At 55.8% G+C, this 23,947-nt stretch carries 21 protein-coding genes and 1 pseudogene; 18 read left to right on the forward strand and 4 right to left on the reverse strand.

All coding sequences use genetic code 11. The annotated features are described in order from the left end of the window. The first annotated feature begins 48 nt into the window (after positions 1-48). Positions 49-963: an NAD-dependent epimerase/dehydratase family protein gene (locus BGK68_RS16105; protein WP_075259859.1), complete on the forward strand. Its 915-nt coding sequence runs from the start codon at positions 49-51 to the stop codon at positions 961-963. An 11-nt stretch (positions 964-974) separates the two neighbouring features. Then, positions 975-1,715, forward strand: coding sequence for an SDR family NAD(P)-dependent oxidoreductase (locus tag BGK68_RS16110; RefSeq protein WP_075257924.1), 741 nt, complete (start codon positions 975-977; stop codon positions 1,713-1,715). A gap of 90 nt (positions 1,716-1,805) precedes the next feature. On the opposite strand, the gene BGK68_RS16115 is transcribed toward BGK68_RS16110, so the two are convergent. The 3 genes from BGK68_RS16115 to BGK68_RS16120 are packed head-to-tail and all read right to left on the reverse strand — an operon-like array spanning position 1,806 to position 3,365. Continuing rightward, a complete protein-coding gene (locus BGK68_RS16115; RefSeq protein WP_198937213.1) occupies positions 1,806-2,159 on the reverse strand; it encodes a hypothetical protein in 354 nt (117 codons plus the stop codon). Next, positions 2,159-2,317, reverse strand: coding sequence for a hypothetical protein (locus BGK68_RS28035; protein WP_198937214.1), 159 nt, complete (start codon positions 2,315-2,317; stop codon positions 2,159-2,161). Before BGK68_RS28035 ends, BGK68_RS16115 begins: the two co-directional genes overlap by 1 nt. A gap of 31 nt (positions 2,318-2,348) precedes the next feature. Further along, positions 2,349-3,365, reverse strand: a complete 1,017-nt coding sequence (locus tag BGK68_RS16120; protein ID WP_075257925.1) for an NADP-dependent oxidoreductase — start codon at positions 3,363-3,365, stop codon at positions 2,349-2,351. A 92-nt stretch (positions 3,366-3,457) separates the two neighbouring features. Here BGK68_RS16120 and BGK68_RS16125 point away from each other — a divergent pair, with 92 nt between their 5' ends. From BGK68_RS16125 to BGK68_RS16195, 15 genes are all read left to right on the forward strand, one after another. Then, positions 3,458-4,423: a LysR family transcriptional regulator gene (locus tag BGK68_RS16125; RefSeq protein ID WP_075257926.1), complete on the forward strand. Its 966-nt coding sequence runs from the start codon at positions 3,458-3,460 to the stop codon at positions 4,421-4,423. Between the two features lie 732 nt (positions 4,424-5,155). Beyond that, entirely contained in the window at positions 5,156-5,680 is a 525-nt protein-coding gene (locus BGK68_RS16130; RefSeq protein WP_075257927.1) for a sigma-70 family RNA polymerase sigma factor, read from the forward strand. Continuing rightward, entirely contained in the window at positions 5,670-6,647 is a 978-nt protein-coding gene (locus BGK68_RS16135) for a FecR family protein (protein ID WP_075257928.1), read from the forward strand. The genes BGK68_RS16130 and BGK68_RS16135 overlap by 11 nt, the downstream gene beginning before the upstream one ends. 479 nt (positions 6,648-7,126) lie before the next feature. After that, positions 7,127-8,245 (forward strand): TlpA family protein disulfide reductase, encoded by a 1,119-nt coding sequence (locus BGK68_RS16140; RefSeq protein ID WP_075257929.1) that lies wholly within the window; start codon positions 7,127-7,129, stop codon positions 8,243-8,245. 110 nt (positions 8,246-8,355) lie between these two features. Next, entirely contained in the window at positions 8,356-10,827 is a 2,472-nt protein-coding gene (locus BGK68_RS16145) for a TonB-dependent siderophore receptor (protein ID WP_075257930.1), read from the forward strand. Between the two features lie 141 nt (positions 10,828-10,968). Next, entirely contained in the window at positions 10,969-12,714 is a 1,746-nt protein-coding gene (locus BGK68_RS16150; protein ID WP_075257931.1) for an ABC transporter ATP-binding protein/permease, read from the forward strand. After that, positions 12,711-14,495, forward strand: coding sequence for an ABC transporter ATP-binding protein/permease (locus BGK68_RS16155; protein ID WP_075257932.1), 1,785 nt, complete (start codon positions 12,711-12,713; stop codon positions 14,493-14,495). The genes BGK68_RS16150 and BGK68_RS16155 overlap by 4 nt, the downstream gene beginning before the upstream one ends. Then, complete coding sequence (locus BGK68_RS16160; protein WP_143433075.1) at positions 14,492-15,253, forward strand: energy transducer TonB; 762 nt, start codon at positions 14,492-14,494, stop codon at positions 15,251-15,253. Before BGK68_RS16155 ends, BGK68_RS16160 begins: the two co-directional genes overlap by 4 nt. Positions 15,254-15,296: 43 nt before the next feature. Then, positions 15,297-16,016, forward strand: coding sequence for a MotA/TolQ/ExbB proton channel family protein (locus BGK68_RS16165; protein ID WP_143433077.1), 720 nt, complete (start codon positions 15,297-15,299; stop codon positions 16,014-16,016). A gap of 1 nt (position 16,017) precedes the next feature. Next, a complete protein-coding gene (locus BGK68_RS16170; protein ID WP_075257934.1) occupies positions 16,018-16,419 on the forward strand; it encodes an ExbD/TolR family protein in 402 nt (133 codons plus the stop codon). A 314-nt stretch (positions 16,420-16,733) separates the two neighbouring features. Then, a complete protein-coding gene (locus tag BGK68_RS16175) occupies positions 16,734-18,071 on the forward strand; it encodes a TldD/PmbA family protein (protein ID WP_075257935.1) in 1,338 nt (445 codons plus the stop codon). A gap of 42 nt (positions 18,072-18,113) precedes the next feature. Next, positions 18,114-19,586, forward strand: coding sequence for a metalloprotease TldD (gene tldD / locus BGK68_RS16180; RefSeq protein ID WP_075257936.1), 1,473 nt, complete (start codon positions 18,114-18,116; stop codon positions 19,584-19,586). A gap of 88 nt (positions 19,587-19,674) precedes the next feature. Then, on the forward strand, positions 19,675-21,189 hold the full coding sequence (locus BGK68_RS16185; protein WP_075257937.1) for a leucyl aminopeptidase: 1,515 nt from the start codon (positions 19,675-19,677) through the stop codon (positions 21,187-21,189). 166 nt (positions 21,190-21,355) lie between these two features. Continuing rightward, the gene (locus BGK68_RS16190; protein WP_017455550.1) at positions 21,356-21,670 is read left to right on the forward strand and encodes a transposase; all 315 of its coding nucleotides are present in this window, start codon (positions 21,356-21,358) and stop codon (positions 21,668-21,670) included. A gap of 41 nt (positions 21,671-21,711) precedes the next feature. After that, positions 21,712-22,488, forward strand: a complete 777-nt coding sequence (locus BGK68_RS16195; RefSeq protein WP_075255802.1) for an IS3 family transposase — start codon at positions 21,712-21,714, stop codon at positions 22,486-22,488. 33 nt (positions 22,489-22,521) lie between these two features. Here BGK68_RS16195 and BGK68_RS16200 read toward each other — a convergent pair whose 3' ends face one another. Beyond that, a complete protein-coding gene (locus BGK68_RS16200; protein WP_075257938.1) occupies positions 22,522-22,836 on the reverse strand; it encodes a transposase in 315 nt (104 codons plus the stop codon). An 879-nt stretch (positions 22,837-23,715) separates the two neighbouring features. Here BGK68_RS16200 and BGK68_RS28695 point away from each other — a divergent pair. After that, a pseudogene (locus BGK68_RS28695) lies at positions 23,716-23,893 on the forward strand (transposase); the annotation flags it as partial. Between the last annotated feature and the right edge of the window lie 54 nt (positions 23,894-23,947).

Below are 23,947 nucleotides of genomic sequence, written 5' to 3' on the forward strand. Positions count from 1 at the left end.
CTTTAAAACAGAGGACGGTCGTATCTTATGTTCAAGGAGATCTTGAACATGCCCCATATTTTCGTATTAGGAGCAACGGGCTTCGTAGGAGGTGCCATTGCACGCCATCTTGTTCAAAGTGGCCATCGGGTTAGCGGACTGGCGCGCAACGACGTCAAAGCGGTACAACTCGTCGATGCAGGTATTGATCCTGTCTATGGCGATATCGAAACGGATCTGTCTTCAGTTCTTGCGGCCGCACGCGCAGCAGATGCCGTCATCTATGCCGCGCAGATCGCGCCGCTCGCCGAAAAGCAAGCGGTCGTTGACCTGCTGGAAGCGCTGACCGACACCGGAAAGGGTTTTCTCTTCCTGTCGGGATCGGGCGTCCTGTGCCAACGCACCACAGGGGCCTGGAGCGCGGACAGCTTTGCTGAAGATGACGTTTTCGTGCCCGAGCCGCTCGCCGTCGCCCGGGTCGAGACGGAACAGCGCGTACGCGCTGCCGCACGGCGCGGTGTACGGGCGATGGTGGTGCGAGCGCCGCTCATCTGGGGGCCTGGCGATCACGGCCATGTGTCGATGGTGTATAGCTCGGTCTCTGTTACCGGTGCCGCCTGCTATGTCGGCGAGGGTCTGGCGACCTACGGCAATGTCCACGTTGACGATATCGCCGACCTCTTTGCCAAAGCACTGCAATTGGGTGAGAGGGGCGGGCTTTACCATGCCGTGGCCGGCGAAATCCCCAACCGATGGATCGCCGAAGCTGTCGCCCGCGATCTGGGCTTGGCCGCGCGCAGTGTCAGCATGACCGAGGCAGTCAAGATCTGGGGCGAGTTCGGCGCGCTGATCATGAGCGTGTCAAGCCGCGTGCGCGATGCGGCAAGCCGAGCGGCCCTCGACTGGTCTCCGCACCATACCGACATGCTGTCGGAAATCGGCGAGCTGCGACTGCGCGCGCTCGCTTCCTCACAAATCAGATAAGGAACCATAAAATGAACACACATGAAGGAAAAGTAGCGATTGTCACCGGCGGTCGGCAGGGTATCGGCCGGGGCGTGGCGGATCTGCTCGCTCGGCGAGGCGCCACGGTTGTCATTGTGAATCGCACGGATGCGGCAGATGCGGCGCAAGCGATCGGTCATGGCGCGATGGCAATCGCTGCGGATGTCACGAGCGAATCCGATTGGTCCAAGGTCGCGAGCACGATGGAAGACGCGTTCGGCCGCGCCGACATCCTCGTTCACGCCGCCGGTGCCTATCCGATGGCCTCGCTGGCCGAAATGACGCCCGAGACATGGCGCAGCGTGATGGCGCTGAACCTCGACTCCCACCTGCTCGGAGCGCGCGCGATCGTGCCGTTGATGAAGAAGGCCGGTGGCGGATCGATCGTGGCGATTGGCTCCGACGCGGTCGGTATGGTGACGCCGCCGGGCTTCGGCTTCTCGCACTACATCACCTCGAAGATGGGGGTGGTCGGTCTCGTCCGTGCGCTCGCGAGTGAACTTGCACCTGACAACATTATCGTCAACGCCGTCCATCCCGGAATTACCGATACCGAGGGCGCGAGCGGCATGCCGAACGAACAGAAAGCACAGGTTTACATGCAGCAGGCGATTAAGCGGCTCGGCACGCCAGCCGACATTGCTGGACCCGTCGCCTTCCTCACCAGCGAAGACGCTCGCTTCGTCACCGGCCAGACACTAGTCGTCGACGGCGGCTGGCTGCGGCTGTGACATGACCGTTTCCGCCGAGCTCAGCAAGGGCGACTGCATCGCAGACTGGATTGCTTTGCTTTTTATCGGAAGGTGGCAAAGGTGTCCGCGTCAGCCGGTGCGATCGACGATCGGTTCTTTCGTTGCCGCGATCCATGGGCCGAGGTGTGACGGATCTCCATCCTGGCGAAGCTTGCCGAAAGCCAAATATCGCTCCAGCGCGGCCACCACTGCATCACCGCGTAGCCGGTTCAGATCGCGCGCAGCTGCGGACGTGATCTCGACAGTGATGGCGCCGTGCTCGTCCGGCCGCACTCCGACGCGGTATGACGGCTTGCCGCCAACTATGTCGAACCGCAGACCCTCGACCAGGCCATCACCAAGATCGGCACCATCGGTGCAGCGCTCGACCAGCGAGACGTTATGATTCGGGGAGAGGCCCGCCTGCTCGGCGGCTTCGGTCATCACATGACCCACCATCTCAAACAGCCCGGTGTTCCCTGCCGTATCTTGGTGACTTCCGCCATCCACCGCTCCTCCAGGGACGGCGGTCGCGCAACCACCTTGATATAGAAGTCAAAGGTGCGCCACTCTGCCGGAAGGATCACCTCGCGTTTGGTCATGCTAGTTCCCTCGATGCTCGGCCACCGCCCGTCATGCGACGGTCAGAACGATCTTTCCCTGGATGCTGCCGTGCTCGGCACGCTGGTGCGCGCGGGCGGCGTCGGCAAGCGGATAGGTGCTGTCGACGACGACGCGGACAGTGCCGTCATCGAGCAAGCGGCCGGCCTTGAGCAGTTGCGCGCCGTTTGAGCGCACCTGCGTCGACGACACGGTAATACCGAGCCTATCGGCTTCGTCCCGGTCGGCAAAACCCATTGGGAAGACCGGGAATAATGCTCCGCCGCGCTTCAAGGTCTTGAGAAAGCGGACCGTCTCCTTGCCCCCGACCGCATCAAGGACTAGATCAACGTCGCGGACCACCTCGTCGACCTTGATCTTTTGGTAATCGATGAATTGGTCGACGCCGAACTCGCGCATGAGCGCCTCGTTCTTGGCCGACGCCACGGCGATGACGCGCGCTCCCTGCCACTTCGCCAGTTGCACCGCAAAGTGCCCGACACCGCCACCAGCGCCGTTGACGAGGACGGTTCGGCCTTCGAGCGGCACCGGCGCATGACGGAACGACTGGAACGGATTCAGTTCGTCATGACCAAGTTCGATCAGGAACTGCCAGGCGGTGAGCAGCGACATCGGCGCAGCCGCGGCATGGATATGGTCAATCCCCGAAGGCTTGGGTGCCAGTTCGGATACCGGCACGGTGACGTACTCGGCATAGGCCTTGCCACCTTTCATGACGTCGGCCGGAAACCGCACCATCGCGTAGACCGCGTCGCCGACGTCGAATCTGGTTATGTCATCCGCAGAGGCCGCAACGGTGCCCGACACGTCGGATCCGAGGATGAGTGGAAAGGATGGGCTGGGCTGCCATTCGGGCGGAAGCGAGCGATAGCCATCGCGCAGATACCAATCCGGCGGATTGAGGCCAACCGCGTGGACGCGCACCAACGCCTCACCGGTCTTGGGTTCGGGGCGAGGCGCATCCTCATAGCGCAGTACTTCGGGACCGCCGAAAGTATGCAGCCGTACTACCTTCATCATGTTGGTCATGAGTAGCTCCGCCAGAAAACTTATATATTGCCTAGATTTTGCCAAATGGAATAAAAGTTGACAATATTGCTTTAGGTCGCTAATTTCATGCCATGAAGGAACAAATAGCTTTGGAGCGACTGACCGGTTTGATCGCGTTCGCGCGAGCCGGCTCGCTGGGCAGCTTCACCGCAGCGGCGCGAACGCTATCGATCTCGCCATCGGCAGTCAGCAAGAGCGTTCAGCGCTTGGAGCGCCATCTCGGCATCTCGCTTTTCACCCGCACCACCCGTACATTGACCCTGACGACGGAAGGACGCGACCTCCACGAGCGCGCGCTGAAGCTGCTTCGTGATGCCGAGGAAATCGAACTGGCGGCTAAGAGTTCGCGGGCCGAACCATCGGGTTCACTGCGCATCGCCACGTCGCTGCCGCTCGGCGTGCATGTCATCGCGCCTGCGCTGCCGGCCTTCCGCAAACTTCACCCCAAGGTCACGATCGACCTTCGCATCAGCGATCAGGTCGTCAACGTCATCGACCAGGGCATCGACGTAGCGATCCGCATCGGGGAGGTCGCTGACACAGGCCTGAAGTCGCGCCGTCTTGGCCCCTGTCATCTTTGCGCATATGCGGCTCCAGCCTATCTCGCGGCGCGCGGGACCCCGGTGCACCCGGACGAACTGGCAGGGCACGACATGGTTAACCTGCGCTACCAAAGCAGCGGTCAAGCCTTTCACTGGCCGTTCCAAATCGGCGAGCGGACGATTGAGGTCGTGCCGACGGCGAGCATCGTGGTCGACGTGAGCGATGCGGTGGTCGCGGTGGTCGCGGTGATGGCGGCGGGCGGGGGGATCGGCGTCACCGCAACATTCCTTGCCGCGCCCTATCTGGCGCGCGGCGAACTGGTCCCGGTGTTGGCCGACTTCGCCGTCGAGCGGAACAACATTACGGCGCTCTGGCCTGTCAACCGTGGAGCCAACCCCGCTGTGCGTGTCTTCCTCGATTGGTTGCAGACTAATTTCGAAAGCCGGATGGCAATTGCTTCAAGCCTTGGCCTCAGTGCGGCTGCATCAAGCTAGCTGCCATCCACGCTGGTGGGGAATCGCGTCGCGTTCCCGCCGGCGCAGACTCCCTGACGCTTACCTTCCGAGCCTCGTAGCGGCTAATGAGGTGTCGAAGCCAGCCGTGCATGAATGAATGGACGGCCCCGGTCCGCGCAGCCAGGTGCCCGGCATCATGCTCCTCGCTCGAGGCGTCCGCGTTCACCAGCGTGGAGGTAAGCGCTACACGTCCTGGAGGACGTCGTGCCTTGTCGGGCGGTCCGCTTGCTTCAGAATCGGCTGAAAGGATGCCGCCACCCGTTCGCGCACCGGAACGATGTCGCCCCGGGCCGAGCTCTTTCTGCTTCAGTGCAAACGCGACCTGCTGCTCAGTAAATTTGCTCTTCTTCACGACATGACGCCAATTTCATATTATGAAAAATCAAGTCGGAAATTCTACTTTTAAATGCTACTGTTTATTGGGGTAGGGGCAGGTAAGGTCACGTATCGCCAAATACAACAATTGCATTATTATGGACAAAAATTGCGCCAGTTTTGAGCGTCTGTACGCATTCATTGCTAAGCCAGTACTTGAACTAAAACACGGTGTTTGCGCTGTTGACAACTTGGTGCCTTCCGCTCAAGTGCAAAACTTACCGAAGGTAAGCAGCTAGCGCCTAAAAAATCTGGCACAAAATTTGCTCTTCGTGCATATATCTGCCTCAGGTATAGGGGTAGTTTATTCGCAGGAAAATAAGGAGAATTAAGCCTATGCCAGATTCCTTAGCCAGTGCCAACGGACCATTGATAGATGTTCTTTTCAAAGAACATTCCCGATGGCTAAATTTATGGTTTCGCAAGCAATCTTGGACCATTCATACACCTGACGATCTTGTGGCGGACGTATTTATGTCGCTACTTTCGCACCCGAATGTCGCACAAGTGCGTGAGCCACGTGCAATGATGGTGACGATAGCAAAGCGTTTGTTATTCGATGCCCGCCGCCGTAAGAAATTGGAACTGGCTTACGAACAGGCACTGATGTCTTTACCTGAGACGGTACATATTTCCCCGGAAGAGCGATGTATGTTCATTGAGGCATTGACTACTATAGATGAGGCTCTGTCGAGTCTATCTTCGCGTGCGCGACAAGCCTTTCTGATGAGTCAGCTTGATGGTATTTCAAACAAGGAAATTGCGGCTTCACTCGGCGTTTCGATGGGGGCGGTGAGCAAATATATGACGCAGGGTTTCACTGCGGTTTATCTGGCAAGAAAGAGTCTTGATGTCGGTTGATTCAGGCAAGGGCAGCATGCGAATGAAAGGCGATGCGGCAGGTCGTGCTGCGGTGTCATGGATGGTGTTGATGACATCGAACGAGATGACGGAAATTCAGCGCCTCGAATTCGAGGCATGGCTCAAGGCCGATCAATCCAATATGCTTGCGTGGCAGCGCATATCTTCTGGTTTGCAGCCTTTTGGCATCGTGTCTCGTACCGGAATCGGTGCCAAGGCGGTAAGCCAGGTGTCTGATATTCCTTCGCGTCGACGGCGTACCTTGATGCGAGGTGGATTAGGTGTGTTAGTGGCAGCAGCTGGCGGCGCAGCTGTCGTGCAGCGGTTTCTGCCACTCGACCAGATGTTGAGCGACCATTACACTAAAACTGCCGAGCAAAGCCGTTTCGCGCTATTTGACGGCACTCGTGTCACGTTGGCACCCAGGTCGGCGATCAACGTCATGTTGCAGCCCACACAACGTCGGGTAGATTTATTGCAGGGCTTGATGATGGTCGAGGTGGATGCGAACGATTCCAGGCCTTTTGCCGCCAAGGTCGACGACTTGGTGCTGAGCGCGGCCACGGGTACATTCATGCTGGATCGTCGTCCTGACGGGCTTGTTATCGTCGGTGTGAAGGGATATGGATCTCTTGCCGGACGAGGTGTTGGCTCGATAGGCGTGAGCCCTGGCAGTCGTTTCCTGTTCGATCAGAATGGCCTCACTGCCAGCATAGTCGATGCCAGCGCTGCGGTTTCCTGGACGACCGGTTGGGCCATTGTTCACAATGAATCCATCGATCGGATTGTCGAGCAAATACGACCTTATTTTGCCGGGATCATCCGCGTAAGTCCGATGGCTGGGCAGCGACATGCTTCCGGCCTGTTCAATTTGTACGATCCCATTGGTTCACTGCATATGATGGCACGTTCTGTTGGGCTTAGCATGAAGCAAGCAAGTGGATTCTGGGTGCACCTCGGCATCTGATAGGTGATCAATGCCATTGGGCTACGATATATTCTGATCCCAGGCTTGCACAGGCCTGGGAGTTGAAGCCGCGCTCTTAAGAGATTCCTCGTTTGACGGGGAAGGTCTAGGCTTCCACTGGTGCCAGCCAGTGAGGTAGGTTTTTTTTCATTATTTCCGACGTATTGTCGGCATTGAATACGATCCGGCGCTCCTCTCATCGCCCGACCATAACCAACGTCCTTTCCGGGTAGACCCCATCTTGCTCCTCTTGAGTAGCGCTGTACTCCTGCGCCTACACGTTAAAGATGCGCTGTGCTCATTTATATTTCCCAATCGTGGGATTTTTTCAGTTTCGTTCGACAAAGCTTAAGTAGTAAGGAAATTCTGTACCGGTAGATCTTATTTCATACGGATACATTCAAGCTTCATTCGCAAAAAGACGCGGAGCAGAAGCTCTCGCCGGACTGGCTGCGACTTAACAAATATTGGACATTCTTATGCAAATCAATGAGTTGCTTGTGGGAGATCCGGCGCCCGCGCTTGAGATCGAATGTTTTTTGAAGGGTAAGCCCATTCAGCGTTTCGAGCGCGGTTCGGTGTACGTCATCGAATTCTGGGCGACATGGTGTGCTCCCTGCAAGGCCAGCATTCCTCATTTGAGTTCTTTGCAGCAACATTATCCCGAAGTGTGCATCCTTGGCATCGCAGTCGGCTGGAAAGATGCAGATATTGTCGAAGTCTTTGTGCGCGAGCAGGGTGACGCAATCTCTTATCGCATTGCGCTGGATCGAGCGGGAAATCCTGGGGAGCGTTATAGCCGTAGTCGCTTGGTCTGGTGTGAGGCGGCATACCAGCAAGGTGTTCCCAGCGCTTTTATCGTGGATCGCGATGGACGTATTGCCTGGATGGGGCACCCACAGGAAATCGATCATGCCTTATCGGCCATAGTGAACGGTGATTGGGATCTTGAGCAAGAGGCGGAGGCGCATCGTCGGTGGCTCACTGACAGCAGGGTGCGAGAAGCACGGCGCATGGAGGCGACAGTCTCCAGGCTGCTGGCCGAGGATCGTCGTGCTGACGCAATTGCTGTTTATCATGAAGCGTTCGGGGCTTATCCGGTACTGGAGGCATCGTATGGTCTGGCATATTTTAAATTGCTGCTCGCTCAAACAGGAGATGCCGCGATGAACTATGCCCACCGGCTGGTGAATGAGATTTATCCAGAGTCATTCCCTGCGTTGTTGTATGTCGCAGAAAGATTGCTTGAGAAGACGGTGTTGCCTGAACGGGATGGCCTGGCGCGCGAGTCAGCGGATCTGGCACTGCTTGCGCTGTTAAAGCTTGAGTCCGTGCTCAGTACTGAAGCTAACACTGACATGAAAGTGCAGATGCGGATTTCATGCGCAATTTCTGAGGCCTTGCTGACGCTAGGAAACATAGCTGAAGCAAGAGTAAGGATGATAGCTGTTCAAGAATTGTCAGCAAAGCTCGGTGAAGCGCCGGTACAGCGGGTCGAGGAATTATTGAGCCGGATTTCTGCAAATGCCGGAGCTTTACCCATGGAGTGCGATGGAAATATATGTATCCCCGCCGCTGACCGAAAAATCGGTCTCTGAGAGTAGTCGGTTGAAAAAGTCAATGTGACTTTTTTTTTGCAAAAACCTGTGGGTCTTTTTCATTCTGGTTTCACAAAGGAGATGAGAATCTTAAAAATGAGGGAGTGAAAATGTCTAAAAAATTAAGGGTTGTCACTTTTCTGAAAATGTCAGTGGTCGCTGGCTGTGTCATCTACATGGAATCGGCTTTTGCCGGCCTGAATGATGCGATTGATGTGAGTATGCCATCTGGTGATCTGGCAGGAGTTTTGATCGCAATTTCGCAACAGGGTCATGTTGCTATTTCTTTCGCGCCTGAACTTGTCAGTGGGCGGCGCTCTATTGAAATCAAAGGGCGACTCAGTGTGCGTGAAGCGCTCGAACGGGTGCTGGCTGGCAGTGGTCTTCAGCTCATGGTCTCGTCGAACGACAGTGTCACCGTTGTGCTAGGTGGTGCCGCTGTGACACCTGCTGCGGCACCACTTGGTAGTAGTGTGCCGAGTACGCAGAAACTGGCTGCGCCGGTTAATCTGGATGCCGTTGATGTGGTGGGCGTCGTGGACGACTCGCGCTTCGGTGACGTCGGATTTCAGGCGGTCGGTTCAAGTAATACGATGCGGCTAGCTGGTACTGCGGCTAAGGAATTGCCGATGACGGTTAATACGGTGACGGCGGATGTGATCGATTCCCAAGCCTTGACGAATGCCATCGATGCGCTACAGAACGTGGCAGGTGTCACTCTTGGTTCAAGTGAGGCGAACGCTCCTACTTTTACGATTCGTGGATTTCAGTCTTCGGCGGTCTACAGTGACGGTGCAGGTGTCTCCGGCTTTGATGGGAGCCGAGGTAGCGGCCAAATTCCCATTGATGACGTTGAGCGAGTTGATGTCCTCAAAGGACCTACTTCTATCTTGACGGGCAGTAGTGCAAGTGGCGGTGCTGTCAACATCGTTCTCAAACAACCCACCACCAAGGTGATTCGCAAGCTGACCATGCGTTACGGGACGAATGACTATAAGGGCCTGGCGCTAGACCTGGGAGGGCCGGTCACCGGGGTCGATCATCTGACATACCGTTTCAATATATCGGGAAGCGGCGCAAATCGAAACTATGCCGGGTTTGATAATCCCGAAGAATATCTGGTCTCGCCTGCAGTGAAGTGGGACGATGGCCGGACTTCCATATTAGCCGGGGTACGTTATTTTTCTCAGAAACGGACTCCCAATCAATACACTTTTATCCCTAGAACGGGATACGATCCTAAAAATCCGATCATTGAAATCCCACGCGGTACTTTGCAGCTTAATCCTCAACTCCATTATCGTAGCAAGACATCGGTCGTCTATTCAGAGTTGTCGCATGATTTTGGCGAGATCGGCGGTGTGGGGATCAGTGTTCACGACCGCATCCAGTATCAGGATGAGTCCGATGACAATAATACGTATTCATGGCTCACTACTACGAGCAGAGGCGTACCTGCGGGCATCTATCGCGCCAGGCAAAACTACTACTTGCGTGATTACAAGCAGCTTACGAACCAGGCTGATATCACGTTGAAATATACCGCAGGTTTCGTGAGTAGCACGACCAAGTTCGGGCTCGACTATGCCTCCATGAGAACGGCCGAGCGCAGCGCAACGGGCAGCTTTGTCAATGTCAACCCCCTCACTGGTCTGCCCCAGCAACCTTTATTCGAGCAAGGTTCGAGCTCCCAGGAGTCCCGCTATCACCGGAAGGGGACCGGCGTGGGTTATTACGTATTGGAAAAGCTGGACATGGTGAATAACCGCCTGCATTTGTTTGCACAAGCCCGTTATGACCGCAATCGTTATGAGAACGTATTGAGTGGACAAACAAGTGCAACTGTCTTCCAGCCGAAAGGCATGTCATGGATTGCTGGCGGTGCCTATGATGTTTCCTCAATCATGACGTTGTATGCCAATCGGTCCGTAGGCTTCTTGCCAATCAATTCTATCGTTGCTTCTACTGGGGCGGTAGCAACGCCCGAGCATCGTTCGCAATATGAATTTGGTACCCGGTTCTTTCTGTTTGATAAGAGGATGACATTGAACGCTTCCTATTTCAACTTGCAGGCCACCAATGTGTCAGTGTGCGACCCGGTCCTCGGTTGTGACTTCGTTTCCCTGGTTCCCGGCCAGGTCAGTAAAGGATTTGAGCTGGATGCGCAAGGCGAAATTGTTACCGGTCTCAATCTGATCGCCTCTTTCTCACGTACTACAGCCGAATTTCAGGATCCCTTGTACACACAGCCGCTGGCTGGTGTTCCAAAATACACTGCCAGTGTATGGGCCAGCTATCGTTTCCAGCGCGGAGCATTGTCGAACGTCACGGCCGGGCTGGGTGCCCACGGCAATTCGAGTAGCAAGGTCAATTCAATCTCCGACCAAAATACGCTGTTCAATGTCGCCGGAAATGTGGTCGTCGATGCAATGCTTGGCTACGATATGGGCCGATGGTCATTCCAGGCGAAGTTCAATAATATTCTCAACAAGTATTATTACTTGCCAAGCTATAGCTCTTCCTACATTGGTATCGGCGAGGGACGCAATTTCTTGTTGCAGGCGAAGTATGCGTTCGACTGATACCGAGCATCGTCCCCCTTGTCTGGTCACAGTCAAGCAGCGCCATTTTTCTTATTTTTCGCACGTCATCTTGTCGAATTCGAGCGATATGTCGGAAGGTGTGGCAAACCTTCTAATGGTGGGATTTGCATTACAAGTCATATGACGCACGAATCGCCCTCGACCTTCTCCGGTCCGGACGCAAGGCTTGATTGGCGCCTACTCGTGCGCATTGTCAGGCTGTGGGTGCCGTATTGGCGACGATGGCAGGCTTGGCCAGCTTGGCTGGGCCTGCTTCTGGTAGCCAGTTATGGTGTTGCCATGTCGTTTTTGATTGTGCATGTCTCCGTGCTTCTCAAGCAGATGACGGACGCACTGCTTGCCCGCGACTGGTCGGCATTCCAGTCGGGACTGCTGATTTACACGCTGGCCTATGCATCACAAAATCTCTTGCCGCAAGCGCGTATCGTTCTGAGTGCCTTGATACAGGCCAATTGGAGCCGCTGGATGGCTAACGACATTGTCGGCAAATACCTCTCCAAGCGCGTCTACTATGATATTGCACTGTGTGGCGATCTCGATAACCCAGATCAAAGAATTGCTGAGAATGTACAACCCTTCATCGAAACCACGCTGCAAATCGTCGGTTCGACGGTCAGCCTGACATCACGCCTGGTTGCCGTTTTTGCTGTATTCATTTCGCTGGATATTAATTTTGCCTTCGTCGTTCCTGCGCTGGCGTTGTTTCAGATAGGTGCGGCCTACTTGACAGCATCACCCTTGATCCGGCGTCAGGTCGGCACCCAGATAGCGGAGGGCAATTTGCGCCACGATCTGGTGCATGTTCGCGACCATGCCGAGGCGATTGCCTTCTATCGCGGCGAAGCTGTTGAGCAGCAGAACATCATGAGCAGTACACGTTCTGCCGCTGATCAGCAGTTTCGCTTTGACCGTTATGTTGCAGCACTTGATATCAGTGTCGAAACCATACTGGCGATTGCCTGGATGGTATTGCCCTATGTGTTGCTTGCCCCCCGCGTGGCGGCAGGCGAATTAAGCTATGGCAGCCTGGCACAGGCAATGTCAATGACAGTGATCATGCACGACGTAATCAGACTGGTGGCGATGATCGTGTCGGGAGTTGGCCGGCTGGCCATGCAGGTGTCACGGCTTAGTCCGCTGCAGGAACGATTGGATGCGATGGAAAAGGATGCTGAAAACAATAACGCCGGACATATCCGTATGATACGTGGCGGTCGATGCGTCATACTCGATGACGTGTCCGTGCAGACACCGAATGGCATGCAGCAGCTTGTCAAGCATCTTAATGCCACTGTGGGAGACGGGATTACGCTGCTCATTGCCGGACCAACAGGTGTCGGTAAGAGTTCGTTATTGCGGGTGATGGGGGGGCTATGGAAACGGGGGCAAGGGCAGATCGTCATGCCGTCTGCCGATGTCACGCTGTTTCTTCCTCAACGTCCTTACTTCACTGTCGCAGATCTGCGTACGCAACTATGTTATCCACAAAGTGTTACGGTAACTGATGAGGTATTGCTGAAGGCACTTCAAGCCGTGCGTTTGTCGCATCTCCCAGGACTTCATGGTGGTCTGTCGGCGGTAAAGGATTGGTCGAATATATTATCCCCTGGCGAGCAGCAACGCATCGCATTCGCGCGCATTTTGGTTCTGGATCCAAAAATCGTGTTCCTTGATGAGGCGACCAGTGCCGTCGACGCCGAAACTGAGGCACATCTGTATGCTCTCTTGGCCACCAGCGGCGTGAGTTATGTCAGCGTCGCGCATCGCCTGGCCCTTGCTGCGTTTCATACGCACATGCTGACACTTTCCTCCGATGGGACCTGGACGCTCGGATCAACATCGCATGACAGCGTGGTGCTCGTATGAAAACGCAGTCCGACAAAGTCGATCCCGTCATAGGCTCGTCGGCCAGCAAGGCCGATTTGCGCCTGGATATGCTGTTGCTGCGTCGCTTGGCGCGTTGCTTCGTACCTTTCTGGTGCCGTCGTACTGCATGGCCGTACTGGATCGGCCTGATTGCGATGCTGGCTCAGACCGCCTTGGGTACTGCTCTTGCATTACGTGGCTCGTTTGTTATGAAAGATGCGACCAATGCCTTGGTCGAACACCAATGGCCGGTATTTCAGCAGGCCTTTATATTATATGTCGTCATTTTCACTGCAGGGATGGTGCTGCCAGGCCTGGCGAACATTGTCAGTTCCTGGGTCAGCAAGGCTTGGCGGATCTGGCTTACCGAACGACTGGTAGGCCGTTACCTGGCTGACCGGGTCTATTATGAAATCGCCCAGCACGGCGGACTGGATAATCCTGATCAACGTCTTCAGGAAAGTTTATCGACGGTCGTCGTGTTGTTTTTTAGCTTGCCCACCATCGTATTGGGATCTGTCGGAGCATTCATTGCTGCGGGTGCCGTCTTGGGTTCGATTGATACCAGGCTGGCCATTGTGGTCGTCGGTCTCAGCGTTATCCAGGCCATTCTCACTTATGTCGGTTACTTGCCACTGGTGAGGTTGCGATATTCCGCAGCAATGGCAGACGGTGATTTTCGCTACAGTCTGGCACATGTTCGCATGAATGCCGAGGCCATAGCGTTTTATGAAGGGGAGCCGATCGAGCAGGCTCAAATCGGCATCAAAGTGTCTGCGTGGGTGCGCCGGCACTTGATCGCGACGCTTTTTCAACGGCTGGTCACAGACATGTCTCTCATCATGTTCGGGATCGTATGGGTGGCGCTTCCCTATTTGCTGCTTGCGCCCAGACTGTTCAGTGGTGAGATTGATTTTGGGACGCTGACTCAAGGAATCGCCGTATCGTTGACGGTCGCGTCTTCGGCACGTGCCGTGCTTGGCGTACTTGCGCCTTTTTCCGGCGTGGCCCCTCATGTTGTGCGCATTGTTCAGGTTCTAGAGCGCGCAGATGCGGTACGAGGGCAGCAAGCCCAGTGGGCGACCAACCAGCTGCAATTGCAGCATCAGCATGACACGGTGTCCATCCACGATCTCTGCCTTGCCACGCCGGGTGGAGAGCAGACACTTGTACAACATTTGAACCTGTACCTTGGCTGCGGCGAGAACCTGATCATCATTGGCCAGACCGGCGTCGGTAAAAGCTCATTGCTACGCGCCATGGCGGGGCTCTGGACACGTGGTGCCGGGCGTATCGTGATGCCACCCCCGCAGGAGTGCCTTTTTTTGCCACAACAACCCTATGTGACCTTGGGTACGTTACGCATGCAATTGCTTTATCCGCATGGCGGGAGTGCCGCAGAAGTGCAGTTGCTGGCAGCACTTGATGCCGTGCGGTTGGCGCACCTGCCGGTGCTGCACGGCGGATTGGATGTCAACCGGGATTGGGCCCAGATCCTGTCGCTTGGTGAGCAGCAGCGCCTGGCGTTCGCAAGAGTGCTGATTGCACGCCCTAGTCTTGTGCTGCTCGATGAAGCTACCAGTGCCGTTGATGGCGAAACCGAAGCGCACCTTTACCAATTGCTGGAAAAAAGCCAGTCACGGTTTGTCAGCGTAGGACATCGAATGGGGATCATGAAATATCACAAACTCGTCCTGACCTTGCAGGCGGGAGGTAAATGGTTGTTGGCATCCACCGATCAGCCCTGCGCATCTTCAGTCCACATGGAGTCCGATTCATGAGTAGCGTTGAATTCAATGAGCGCCCATGGGGCGGGCTAGACAAGCAAGCGACGGGGCTGTCATGGTGGCTAGTGTGTGGCGCTGTCGCGGTTTCCATTGCACTGCATTTTTTCTGCATCACATTCATTTCCTGGTCAACACCCGGCGCGCCTGCGCATGCAGTACGTGGTGTAGAGATGGTGATCGAGATGGAGGCCGCACCAGCTTCCGGCGCGCCATCACGGAGCCAGGTGCCAGCAGCGCCGCAAACGCCGGTCCGTAAGGAAAAATCCGATATCCCATCCAGGTCGGAGCCCAAGGTGCAGCCAAAGAAGACAACGGTTGCACCAGCCAAGCCACAGACCAATCCTGCTATCGATCATCCGTCGGAAAATCCGTTGCCGACAACGTCTATCGCCGCCCCTGCGCCGGCGCCGCCCCTGCCGACACCACCGCTTGCTCCTGCAACCGGTCAACCTGATGCTCCCCAGTTCACACCGGCGATCTCGGGCCTGGCCAGCCTGGGCAATCCGGCACCGGCCTATCCCTCGTCGTCATTGCGGAATCGGAGTGAGGGACAGGTTTCGCTGCGCATACAAGTATTGCCTGATGGCAGGGCAGGGACTGTCCAGATTGTTCACTCCAGTGGAGATGAAGCGCTCGATGATGCAGCCTTGGAAACTGTTCGCCGATGGCATTTTATTCCTGCCAAGCGGGGAGCGGTTCCCATCGAAGGCGTTGCCATGCAGACGATTAATTTCAAGCTGCCACGTCGTTAGGCGACGACGTTTTTCTTATGCAATCCAATATGGAGCAGACATTATGACCGATACAAACCATCCACTTTTTAATCTGATTGTCCCTGGCGTATTGTGGATATTAGTGCTTTTTTCTATTGCGACCTGGGCCATTCTGCTGATGAAAACCGCGCAGTTTATTCATCGCAAGCGCGGCGATCAGCAGTTTCATGAGAAATTCTGGAATGCAACAGATATGCTATCAGCAGCAGAGTGCTCGCAGCAATATGATGGAGGACTTGCACGTACTGCACGTGCCGGTTTCGATGCAATGCATCTTGCTTTTGGGCCGAGTATCAACACCGGGCAACTAGCCCGCTCTGTGCATGTCGAGGAGCGGGTAGAACGCTATTTGCACAATCAGATCCGCCAAGAACGACGCGCCTTGGAGAGCGGACTGGCAATTCTGGCCAGTATCGGCAGCACTGCTCCTTTTGTTGGCTTGTTCGGGACGGTATGGGGAATCATGGAGGCGTTGCAGAAGATTGGCCTGTCGGGCTCTGCTAGTCTGGATAGCGTCGCCGGTCCGATTGGTCATGCATTGATCGCCACAGCCGTGGGTATCGGCGTCGCAGTGCCGGCAGTATTGATTTATAACTTTTTCATACGTCGACTAAAACTGGCGCTGTCGCGCATGGAGGATTTTGCTCACGATTTCGAAGATCTGGCACAACGCAGCCATTTTACCGTCAGCCGCCAGCCGGTCGCTGAACTGCAAGAGCTGGTTGTTGAAGGGAGTGCCTGACATGGCAATCACCAATCAAGATGACGATGATGTGCTCAGTGAGATGAACGTGACACCATTGGTCGATGTCATGCTGGTGTTGTTGGTCGTCTTCATCGTTGCAGCTCCGCTCATGACCAATTCAATCAAGGTGAATCTGCCGCGGACAGGCGCGATAGCCGCTTCTCAGGAAAAGGCGCCGACAGTGATCAGCGTGAATGCGCAGGGGCAATTTTACCTGAATGGAGCGTTGGTCGATTCGGCCGCCATTGAGTCAAGCTTAAGTCGGCAACATCAGGATAATCCAGACCTACGCATCCGTTTAGAAGCCGATCAGGAAACGCAATACCGTAACGTCGCGAAAGCCATGGCGGCAGTCGAGCGGGCCGGCGTCACACGACTATCGGTCATTACCGCCCGATAGGATGGCACGTCATGATGGTCTGGCCAGGGAGATGGGCCTGAATTTTGGCGGCATTAGCCAGAATCCCCCTACGGGGCCGCAGTTGAGGGCTTGATCCCGGTAGCGGCAAGTTTATTTGATGAAGAGGTAATGACGATGACAGAAAAATTTTCTCCTGATCGATGTCTTTTTTTAACAGGAAAGCCTGATCTTCACCGAAGCGGGGTTCAGTGCGAATGGATGGCAATGATAAGGAATTCTTGCCAATGTTTGAAGGTCGTTATTTCGGGTAATCAAAATTGAATCGCCCATCATCTATTGACGTGAATAACCGTATGGAACCGTGGCAAAACGATTGCGAACTTACCGTTCAAAAAGCGATCGACTGTGCACGTCGTGCTGGTGCCGAGGCAGTCATTGCGCAAATGGTCGACCAGGATGTCATGATGGCGGGTGTTCATGATGGCGCGCCAAACGAACAGACCATGCGTCGCAAGACTCGTCTGCATCTTACGATGATGCGGGGGCATCGCATGGCAACAGTGGCGGCGTCGGATTATTCGGAAGCGGGCATAAAAACCTTGGTCGCGCGAGGTATGGCAATCGTCGCGATCACCGCCGAAGATGAATTCGTTGGCTTGCCTGATCCGCAGGATTATGCAACCCATTTTCCCGATCTGCAGCTGGATCAACCGGTGGCAATGAACCTGCAAGATGCCGTAGCGCAGGCAAAGCGCATGGAAGAAGCAGCGTTGATGGCAGACCGTCGCATTGCACAGACCGAGCGCGCAACAGTGTCGTTTTCCCGAACCCGGCAATGTTACGCCAACAGTGATGGCTTCCTGCGAAGCGAGGCGTCGACCCTGCACTCGTTGATGTGTCAAGCCGTCGCCATCAAAAATGACCAGAAGGAAGTCGGCTTCTGGTGGGACAGTGTGCGTTGCGCTTCCGATCTATCTTCTCCGGAAGAGGTAGGGCGTCTTGCCAGCGAGCGTACTTTGCAACGGTTAGGCACCCGCACCGTTTCCACGCAAACCGTGCCGGTATTGTTTGAGCCGCTGGCCGCAGCTGAGATTCTGGGCAATCTCCTGGATGCCATTTCTGCGCGGCCGCTGTATCAGAATGCTTCATTCCTGGCCGGGCGCCTGGATGACTTGTTGTTCCCTGAACACCTGAATATTCTTGACGACCCGCTTATGAAGAGAGGCTTGGCGAGCCGGACGTTTGACTCGGATGGTATCGGCCTGCGTTCCCGATGGTTGGTCCAGGAAGGACGATTACGCAGCTATTGTCTGGGGCTCTATGGATCCCGACGGATGGGACTGCCTCTTTCCAGGCACCAGTCTGGACCATCTAACCTGGTTGTGTCCAGCCAGGCGACCAGGTCATCTGACGATTTCGGCGGGATGTTGCAGCGACTGGACAGGGGCCTGCTTGTCACTGGCTTGATGGGCGGAGGATCAAATACGGTTACTGGTGATTTTTCGGCGGCAGTACAAGGTTTCTGGGTCAAGGACGGCGAGATCGTTCATCCCGTAGCGGGAGTCACCGTGGCAAGCCACCTAGCGACCATGTGTGCTGGCTTGTTGACAGTCGGCAACGATATTTTGACGCGCAAAGGCATGACGACCGGTTCCTGGTTGATCGAGGCCATGCGTATCGGGGGCATATGAAAATATGCTGCTCGTTTTCTTAAATCAAGGGATCAATTGGCAATGGAAAAAAGCATTCAAGCAAGTCATGTGTCAATCAACGTAAGCGCATTGGCAATTGCCCGTGCAGGTCTAATGACACCCTATGGTCTGGATGAAACGCATTTGTTTGCCGGATTGCGTACCGCATTGAGCAAGGGCGGCGATTTTGCCGATTTGTATGTGAAATCCTCGGAGTTCGAACATTGGGCCCTGGAAGGAGGGCGGGTGAATCGTGGCAGATACGACCAGGATCTCGGTTTCGGTTTGCGCGTGTTGCATGGAGACCAGAGCCTGTTGGCGACTGCGTCCAGTCTGGACTTGGCGTCCATCATGCGTGCGGCTGATGCGGTGTCGAGCTCGCGTGCCCAGGCAGCGAGTCCTGTCGCGGCAATACGTATAGAGGGAGGAAAAAAAACTTACTATGCCCCCCTTGATCCGTTATTGGCGCTTAGTGCCGACGGGAAGATTTCTTTATTGGAGACAGTGAATGCGCTAGCACGCGCTTATGATTCCAGGGTCGTTGAGGTCAATGCCAGTTTGTCTCTCTCCCGCGACCTAATCATGCTGGCACGGTACGATGGTTTTTTAGGGGGAGATGTGCGGCCGCTAATACGTCTGGATTTGACGGTGCAGGTGATGGCTCATGGCCGCCGTGAGAGTGCTTCACGTGCATTGGGAGGCCGCAGCGATCCAGCTGCGATGGATGAGCCAAGGATAAGGCAACTTGTCAAGGAGACCGTGGATGCGGCCCTGGTGAAACTGGATGCGCGTGCTACCCCCGCCGGCACCATGAATGTGGTTATCGGACCGGGTTGGAATGGCGTGCTATTGCATGAGGCCATCGGGCATGGCCTGGAAGGGGATTTCAACCGGCGTGGATCGTCGGCATTCTCTGGCCGCATCGGCGAGCGCGTCGCTGCCCGCGGCGTCACCATCGTTGATGACGCGACAGTCATTGCAGGGCGCGGCTCTTTGAACATGGATGATGAAGGCGTACCAGGGCAGTGCACGACCTTGGTCGAAGACGGCATTCTCAAGGGCTACATGCAAGATATATTGAATGCCCGTCTGATGCAGGAAAAATCCACCGGCAATGGTCGGCGGCAGTCCTACGACGTCTTACCCATGCCACGTATGACCAACACGTATATGTGTGCAGGCGACGTCGATCCGGACGAAATCATCGCCTCGGTCAGGCATGGAATATATATTGCCAGCCTGGGTGGAGGCCAGGTCGACATCAGTAGCGGGCGTTTCATGTTCTCCGCATCCGAGGCTTTTCTGATTGAAGCTGGTCGCCTCACTGCACCGCTCAAGGGGGCGACCGTGGTTGGCGACGGGGCCGACGCACTGACGCATATCAAACTTGTGGGTAATGATCTTCAGATTGATCTTGCCCGCGGGGTATGCATCAAGCAGGGCCAGAGCTTGCCGGTAGGAGTAGGGCAACCGACATTGCGTATTGACAGTATGACTGTAGGCGGTACCGCCTAAATGTGGAATCTGTCAGTTGGCGTTACAAAGCGCTAAAAGCTTATTTAAAAACTATAACTTCCTGAATAAATAAAACATTGAACTGGCGATGAACTTTAGCACTAAAACATTAGACGCAAAAACCGCTGTAACTGCCGTCAAGACTGGCGCACTGGTCGTCGGCATCCACGAAAACCGCAAACTGGACCGTGCAGCCGCCGCCCTGGACAAGCTGGGTGCGATCAGCGCTGCCCTGAAGTCGGGCGACATCACCGGCAAGGCCGGCAGCACCCTGCTGCTGCGCGGACTCACCGGCGTGGCCGCCGAGCGCGTCGTGCTGCTGGGGCTGGGCCCGCAGGACGAACTGTCCGACAAGAACTTCGCCGCCGCCACCGCTGGATTGGTGCGCGCGCTGGCCACGCTGGGCTGCGACGACGCCGCCCTGCTGCTGCCGCTGGACCAGGTCAAGGGCCGCGACCTGGGCTGGGCGATCCGCAACGTGGTGCTGGCCGGACGCGACTCGGTGTATCGCGCCGATGCGCTCAAGAGCAAGAAAGACCCGGCTCCTGCCGGCGTCAAGAAAATTGCCTTTCTGACATCGGTTGCCGATGCATCCACGGCAAAGACCGCATTGGCCGAGGCGGTGGCGCTGGCCAACGGCATGGCGCTGACCAAGGACCTGGGCAACCTGCCCGGCAATTTCTGCACCCCGAGCTACCTGGCCAATACCGCCAAGAAGCTGGCCAAGGATTTCAAGCTGGGCGTCGAAGTGCTCGAACGCAAGCAACTCGAAGCGCTCAAGATGGGCAGCTTCCTGTCGGTCACCAATGGCAGCGACGAGCCGCCCAAGTTCATCGTGCTCAAGCACCTGGGCGGTCGCAGCAAGGACGCGCCAGTGGTGCTGGTGGGCAAGGGCATCACGTTTGACACCGGCGGCATCTCGCTCAAGCCGGGCCTGAACATGGACGAGATGAAGTACGACATGTGCGGCGCGGCTTCGGTGCTGGGCACCTTCCGCACCATTGCCGAACTGGGCCTGAAACTGAACGTCATCGGCGTCATCCCAACCTGCGAGAACATGCCTTCGGGCAGCGCCACCAAGCCGGGCGACGTCGTCACGTCGATGTCCGGCCAGACCATCGAGGTGCTCAACACGGACGCCGAAGGCCGCTTGATCCTGTGCGACGCACTAACCTACGTGGAGCGTTTCAAGCCGGCTGCGGTGGTGGATATCGCCACCCTGACCGGCGCCTGCATCGTCGCCCTGGGCCACCACAACACGGGCCTGTTCACCCGCGAAGATGCCGCTCACGACCAGCTCGCCGACCAACTGCTGGCGGCCGGCCGCAGCACCGGCGACACGGCATGGCGCATGCCGATCCAGGACATCTACCAGGAACAGCTCAAGTCCAACTTCGCCGATATCGCCAATATCGGCGGCCAGCCAGCCGGCAGCGTCACCGCCGCCTGCTTCCTGGAGCGCTTCACGCGCAAGTACACCTGGGCCCACCTGGATATCGCCGGCACGGCCTGGAAGAGCGGCGCGGCCAAGGGCGCCACCGGTCGTCCGGTGCCGCTGCTGACCAACTGGTTGCTGGACCAAGTGGCCAGTCTAAAAGAGTGAGGAACTAACGGAATCTTCGAATACGCGGGCAGCGTATAGTTGACTAATTAACTCGGACACCAATTTAGGCGAGAATAATCGCTATGGAAAGATGCTCCTGATTAGCACGCTACTGTAATGACCCACTAAAAACCTGCTCAGTAGATAATCCTAAAAGGGAATCAAAATGAGCAAGGTCATGGAAGAAGAATTCAAACGTTGGACAGCCAAGCGCAAAGCGGCGCTGGTGATGGAAATCATCCAGGGAAAGACGACGGTAGCCGAGGCTAGCCGGTCGTTTGATATCCCGCCATCCGAGATCGAAGAATGGGTCGATGAAGGCCGCAAAGGGATGGAGAACGCCCTGCGCGCCAAGCCGCTGGATGTGAGAGAACAGTACGAGCGGCAACTCAAGGAGCTGCAGGAAGCCTACGGAGAAGCCATGCTGGAGCTGCGCGCCAGAAAAAAATTGGCGTCCCTGTTGGGCGAGGAAGACAAGTAATCGAGACCATCCGCCAGGGACTCAAACAAGACGGTTTCGATGTGGCTGTCAGCAAGATATGCGCGTGGTTTGGGATTGCCAGGCGCAGCGCTTACTACAAGCCGGTGAAGGCTGAGCCCAAGGTGCAGGAGCGCTTTGCCGAACCCATTCGCAAGATGATCCTGGAAGAGCCGTCCTTCGGCTATCGCACGGTGGCTGGCCTGCTCGGGTTCAATAAGAACACGGTGCAGAGGATCTTCCAGATCAAAGGTTGGCAGGTCAAGAAGCGTCCTATTGGTTTCCGGCCCAGGGTGAAGGCCTTGCCGTCGGTAGCCACAGGACCAGACCAGCGCTGGGCAACCGATCTGTGTCGGATCTGGACAGGGCGAGATGGCTGGGCGGTGCTAGCCTTGGTGATTGATTGCCACACGCGGGAATTACTGGGCTGGCATCTGTCGCGTTCGGGCAAGTCGAAGACGGCAGAGTCGGCCTTGGAGCAAGCGCTGATCGCGCGTTATGGCTCACTGGGTCGCGTGACGGCGCCGTTCTTGCTGCGCTCAGATAACGGCTTGGTGTTCACCAGCCGTAGTTACACCGCGTTGGTCCGCAGTTACGGGCTTCAGCAAGAGTTCATCACGCCGCATTGCCCACAGCAGAATGGCATGGTCGAACGCGTCATCAGAACCCTAAAGGAGCAATGCGCTCATCGACATCGCTTCGAAACATTGCAGCACGCCAGTCGCATCATTGGTGACTGGATCGGCTTCTATAACCACCGCCGGCCGCATCAGGCGCTGGGCATGAAGACACCGGCTGAGGCGTTTGCTTTAGCCGCATAACTTGAGCAGGTTTCGCTGGGTCATTACACTCGATCACTTGTCTTCCTCGCCCAACAGGGACGCCAATTTTTTTCTGGCGCGCAACTCCAGCATGGCTTCGCCATAGGCTTCCTGGAGTTCCTTGAGCTGTCGCTCGTACTGTTCTTTGACGTCCAGTGGCTTTGCACGCAAGGCGTTCTCCATTCCTTTGCGCCCCTCGTCGACCCATTCCTCGATCTCTGACGGTGGGATATCGAACGCCCGGCTGGCCTCGGCTACCGTCGTCTTACCCTGGACGATTTCCATTACCAGCGCCGCTTTGCGCTTGGCTGTCCAACGCTTGAATTCTTCTTCCATGACCATGCTCATTTGATGTCCTTTCAGGATTATCTACTGAGTAGGTTTTCAGTGGGTCATTACACAAACATGGAAATAAATTTTTCTAAGACTGTGGGATTTTTCTCTTTTAGTTAGACAAAGGTTATAGAAAAAGGAAATCTTCTTCGGAAAGGTCTTCTTTCATATTGGCGAGTTCGGAACTCATCCATTAAGTGGCATGTAATTACCGAACTTATATCTGGAGTAACCACGCTATGAGCTTACCGTACCGCATCGGGCCGGCGCGTGCACGCGCAACAAGCGGCCTGCACTCGACTGTCTCCCGCCTACGCCGCAGAGTGCGCCACGTCGCCGTTCGCGCTGCTGTCTGGGTGTTGTACGGAGCTACATTTTCCGCTGGCGCCATCCAAATGTTGTTTCTGCTGTGGGAAGCAATGAACTCGCCGCTAAGCTGACGACAATGTATCCGACTTCCATCACGGCATGCTTCGCCTCAACCGCCCAAAACAGTGACCGGGCTTGCTTTTTGTCGCCAGCGCTGGAGTTAGTCACCAGCTTATTTTAAGTAACTAGCGTTCCGCTCAGCCAGTACTTCCTTGCGAATTCGGCCGTCGCGACTTCTCCGAGCCTCCTGTGAGGACAGTCCACGTGACGGCTACGACGGTACAAACGCAAGAAAGGCAAAGGCGCACATGCCGTCGATACGCTGGTCCACCTTGAACGTGCGAGTAATACAGGCCAATGCGAAGAAGCGTGCGCAGGTGGGTGAACTGGCCCGGCAGGTTCAGCTGTCACTGGAGATGCCGTCACGACAGCCTTTGTCGATCAGGGCTATACGAGAGAGGATTCGGCGCAAGCCGTGCAGGCAAAAGCATCAATTTTCATGTCATCAAGTTGCATGAGGCCAAGAAGATATTCGTCTTGTTGCCGCGTCGGTGGGTGGTGGAACGTAGCTTTGGTTGGTTAAAACGATCTTCGGCGATTGACTCGGTACTACGAACGGCTTCCTGAAACCCTATCCGGATTGCACTTTGTCGTATTTGCGATGCTAATGCTGAACAAGATAATGCCCAGCGAAAGTTCATAACACGCTTTAATTTAAAGCAAAAAGGGAGGAAGCGTTTTGTCCAAAATAAGATGT

This window comes from Herbaspirillum camelliae (assembly GCF_001929405.1).
GTDB lineage: Bacteria > Pseudomonadota > Gammaproteobacteria > Burkholderiales > Burkholderiaceae_D > Herbaspirillum > Herbaspirillum seropedicae.

Excerpts from the sequence above, each read along its gene's own strand:
- BGK68_RS16105 (WP_075259859.1), top strand. The coding sequence starts at position 49 with ATGCCCCATATTTTCGTATTAGGAGCAACGGGCTTCGTAGGAGGTGCC.
- BGK68_RS16110 (WP_075257924.1), top strand. The coding sequence starts at position 975 with ATGAACACACATGAAGGAAAAGTAGCGATTGTCACCGGCGGTCGGCAG.
- BGK68_RS16115 (WP_198937213.1), bottom strand. The coding sequence starts at position 2,159 with ATGACCGAAGCCGCCGAGCAGGCGGGCCTCTCCCCGAATCATAACGTC.
- BGK68_RS28035 (WP_198937214.1), bottom strand. The coding sequence starts at position 2,317 with ATGACCAAACGCGAGGTGATCCTTCCGGCAGAGTGGCGCACCTTTGAC.
- BGK68_RS16120 (WP_075257925.1), bottom strand. The coding sequence starts at position 3,365 with ATGACCAACATGATGAAGGTAGTACGGCTGCATACTTTCGGCGGTCCC.
- BGK68_RS16125 (WP_075257926.1), top strand. The coding sequence starts at position 3,458 with ATGAAGGAACAAATAGCTTTGGAGCGACTGACCGGTTTGATCGCGTTC.
- BGK68_RS16130 (WP_075257927.1), top strand. The coding sequence starts at position 5,156 with ATGCCAGATTCCTTAGCCAGTGCCAACGGACCATTGATAGATGTTCTT.
- BGK68_RS16135 (WP_075257928.1), top strand. The coding sequence starts at position 5,670 with ATGTCGGTTGATTCAGGCAAGGGCAGCATGCGAATGAAAGGCGATGCG.
- BGK68_RS16140 (WP_075257929.1), top strand. The coding sequence starts at position 7,127 with ATGCAAATCAATGAGTTGCTTGTGGGAGATCCGGCGCCCGCGCTTGAG.
- BGK68_RS16145 (WP_075257930.1), top strand. The coding sequence starts at position 8,356 with ATGTCTAAAAAATTAAGGGTTGTCACTTTTCTGAAAATGTCAGTGGTC.
- BGK68_RS16150 (WP_075257931.1), top strand. The coding sequence starts at position 10,969 with ATGACGCACGAATCGCCCTCGACCTTCTCCGGTCCGGACGCAAGGCTT.
- BGK68_RS16155 (WP_075257932.1), top strand. The coding sequence starts at position 12,711 with ATGAAAACGCAGTCCGACAAAGTCGATCCCGTCATAGGCTCGTCGGCC.
- BGK68_RS16160 (WP_143433075.1), top strand. The coding sequence starts at position 14,492 with ATGAGTAGCGTTGAATTCAATGAGCGCCCATGGGGCGGGCTAGACAAG.
- BGK68_RS16165 (WP_143433077.1), top strand. The coding sequence starts at position 15,297 with ATGACCGATACAAACCATCCACTTTTTAATCTGATTGTCCCTGGCGTA.
- BGK68_RS16170 (WP_075257934.1), top strand. The coding sequence starts at position 16,018 with ATGGCAATCACCAATCAAGATGACGATGATGTGCTCAGTGAGATGAAC.
- BGK68_RS16175 (WP_075257935.1), top strand. The coding sequence starts at position 16,734 with ATGGAACCGTGGCAAAACGATTGCGAACTTACCGTTCAAAAAGCGATC.
- tldD (WP_075257936.1), top strand. The coding sequence starts at position 18,114 with ATGGAAAAAAGCATTCAAGCAAGTCATGTGTCAATCAACGTAAGCGCA.
- BGK68_RS16185 (WP_075257937.1), top strand. The coding sequence starts at position 19,675 with ATGAACTTTAGCACTAAAACATTAGACGCAAAAACCGCTGTAACTGCC.
- BGK68_RS16190 (WP_017455550.1), top strand. The coding sequence starts at position 21,356 with ATGAGCAAGGTCATGGAAGAAGAATTCAAACGTTGGACAGCCAAGCGC.
- BGK68_RS16200 (WP_075257938.1), bottom strand. The coding sequence starts at position 22,836 with ATGAGCATGGTCATGGAAGAAGAATTCAAGCGTTGGACAGCCAAGCGC.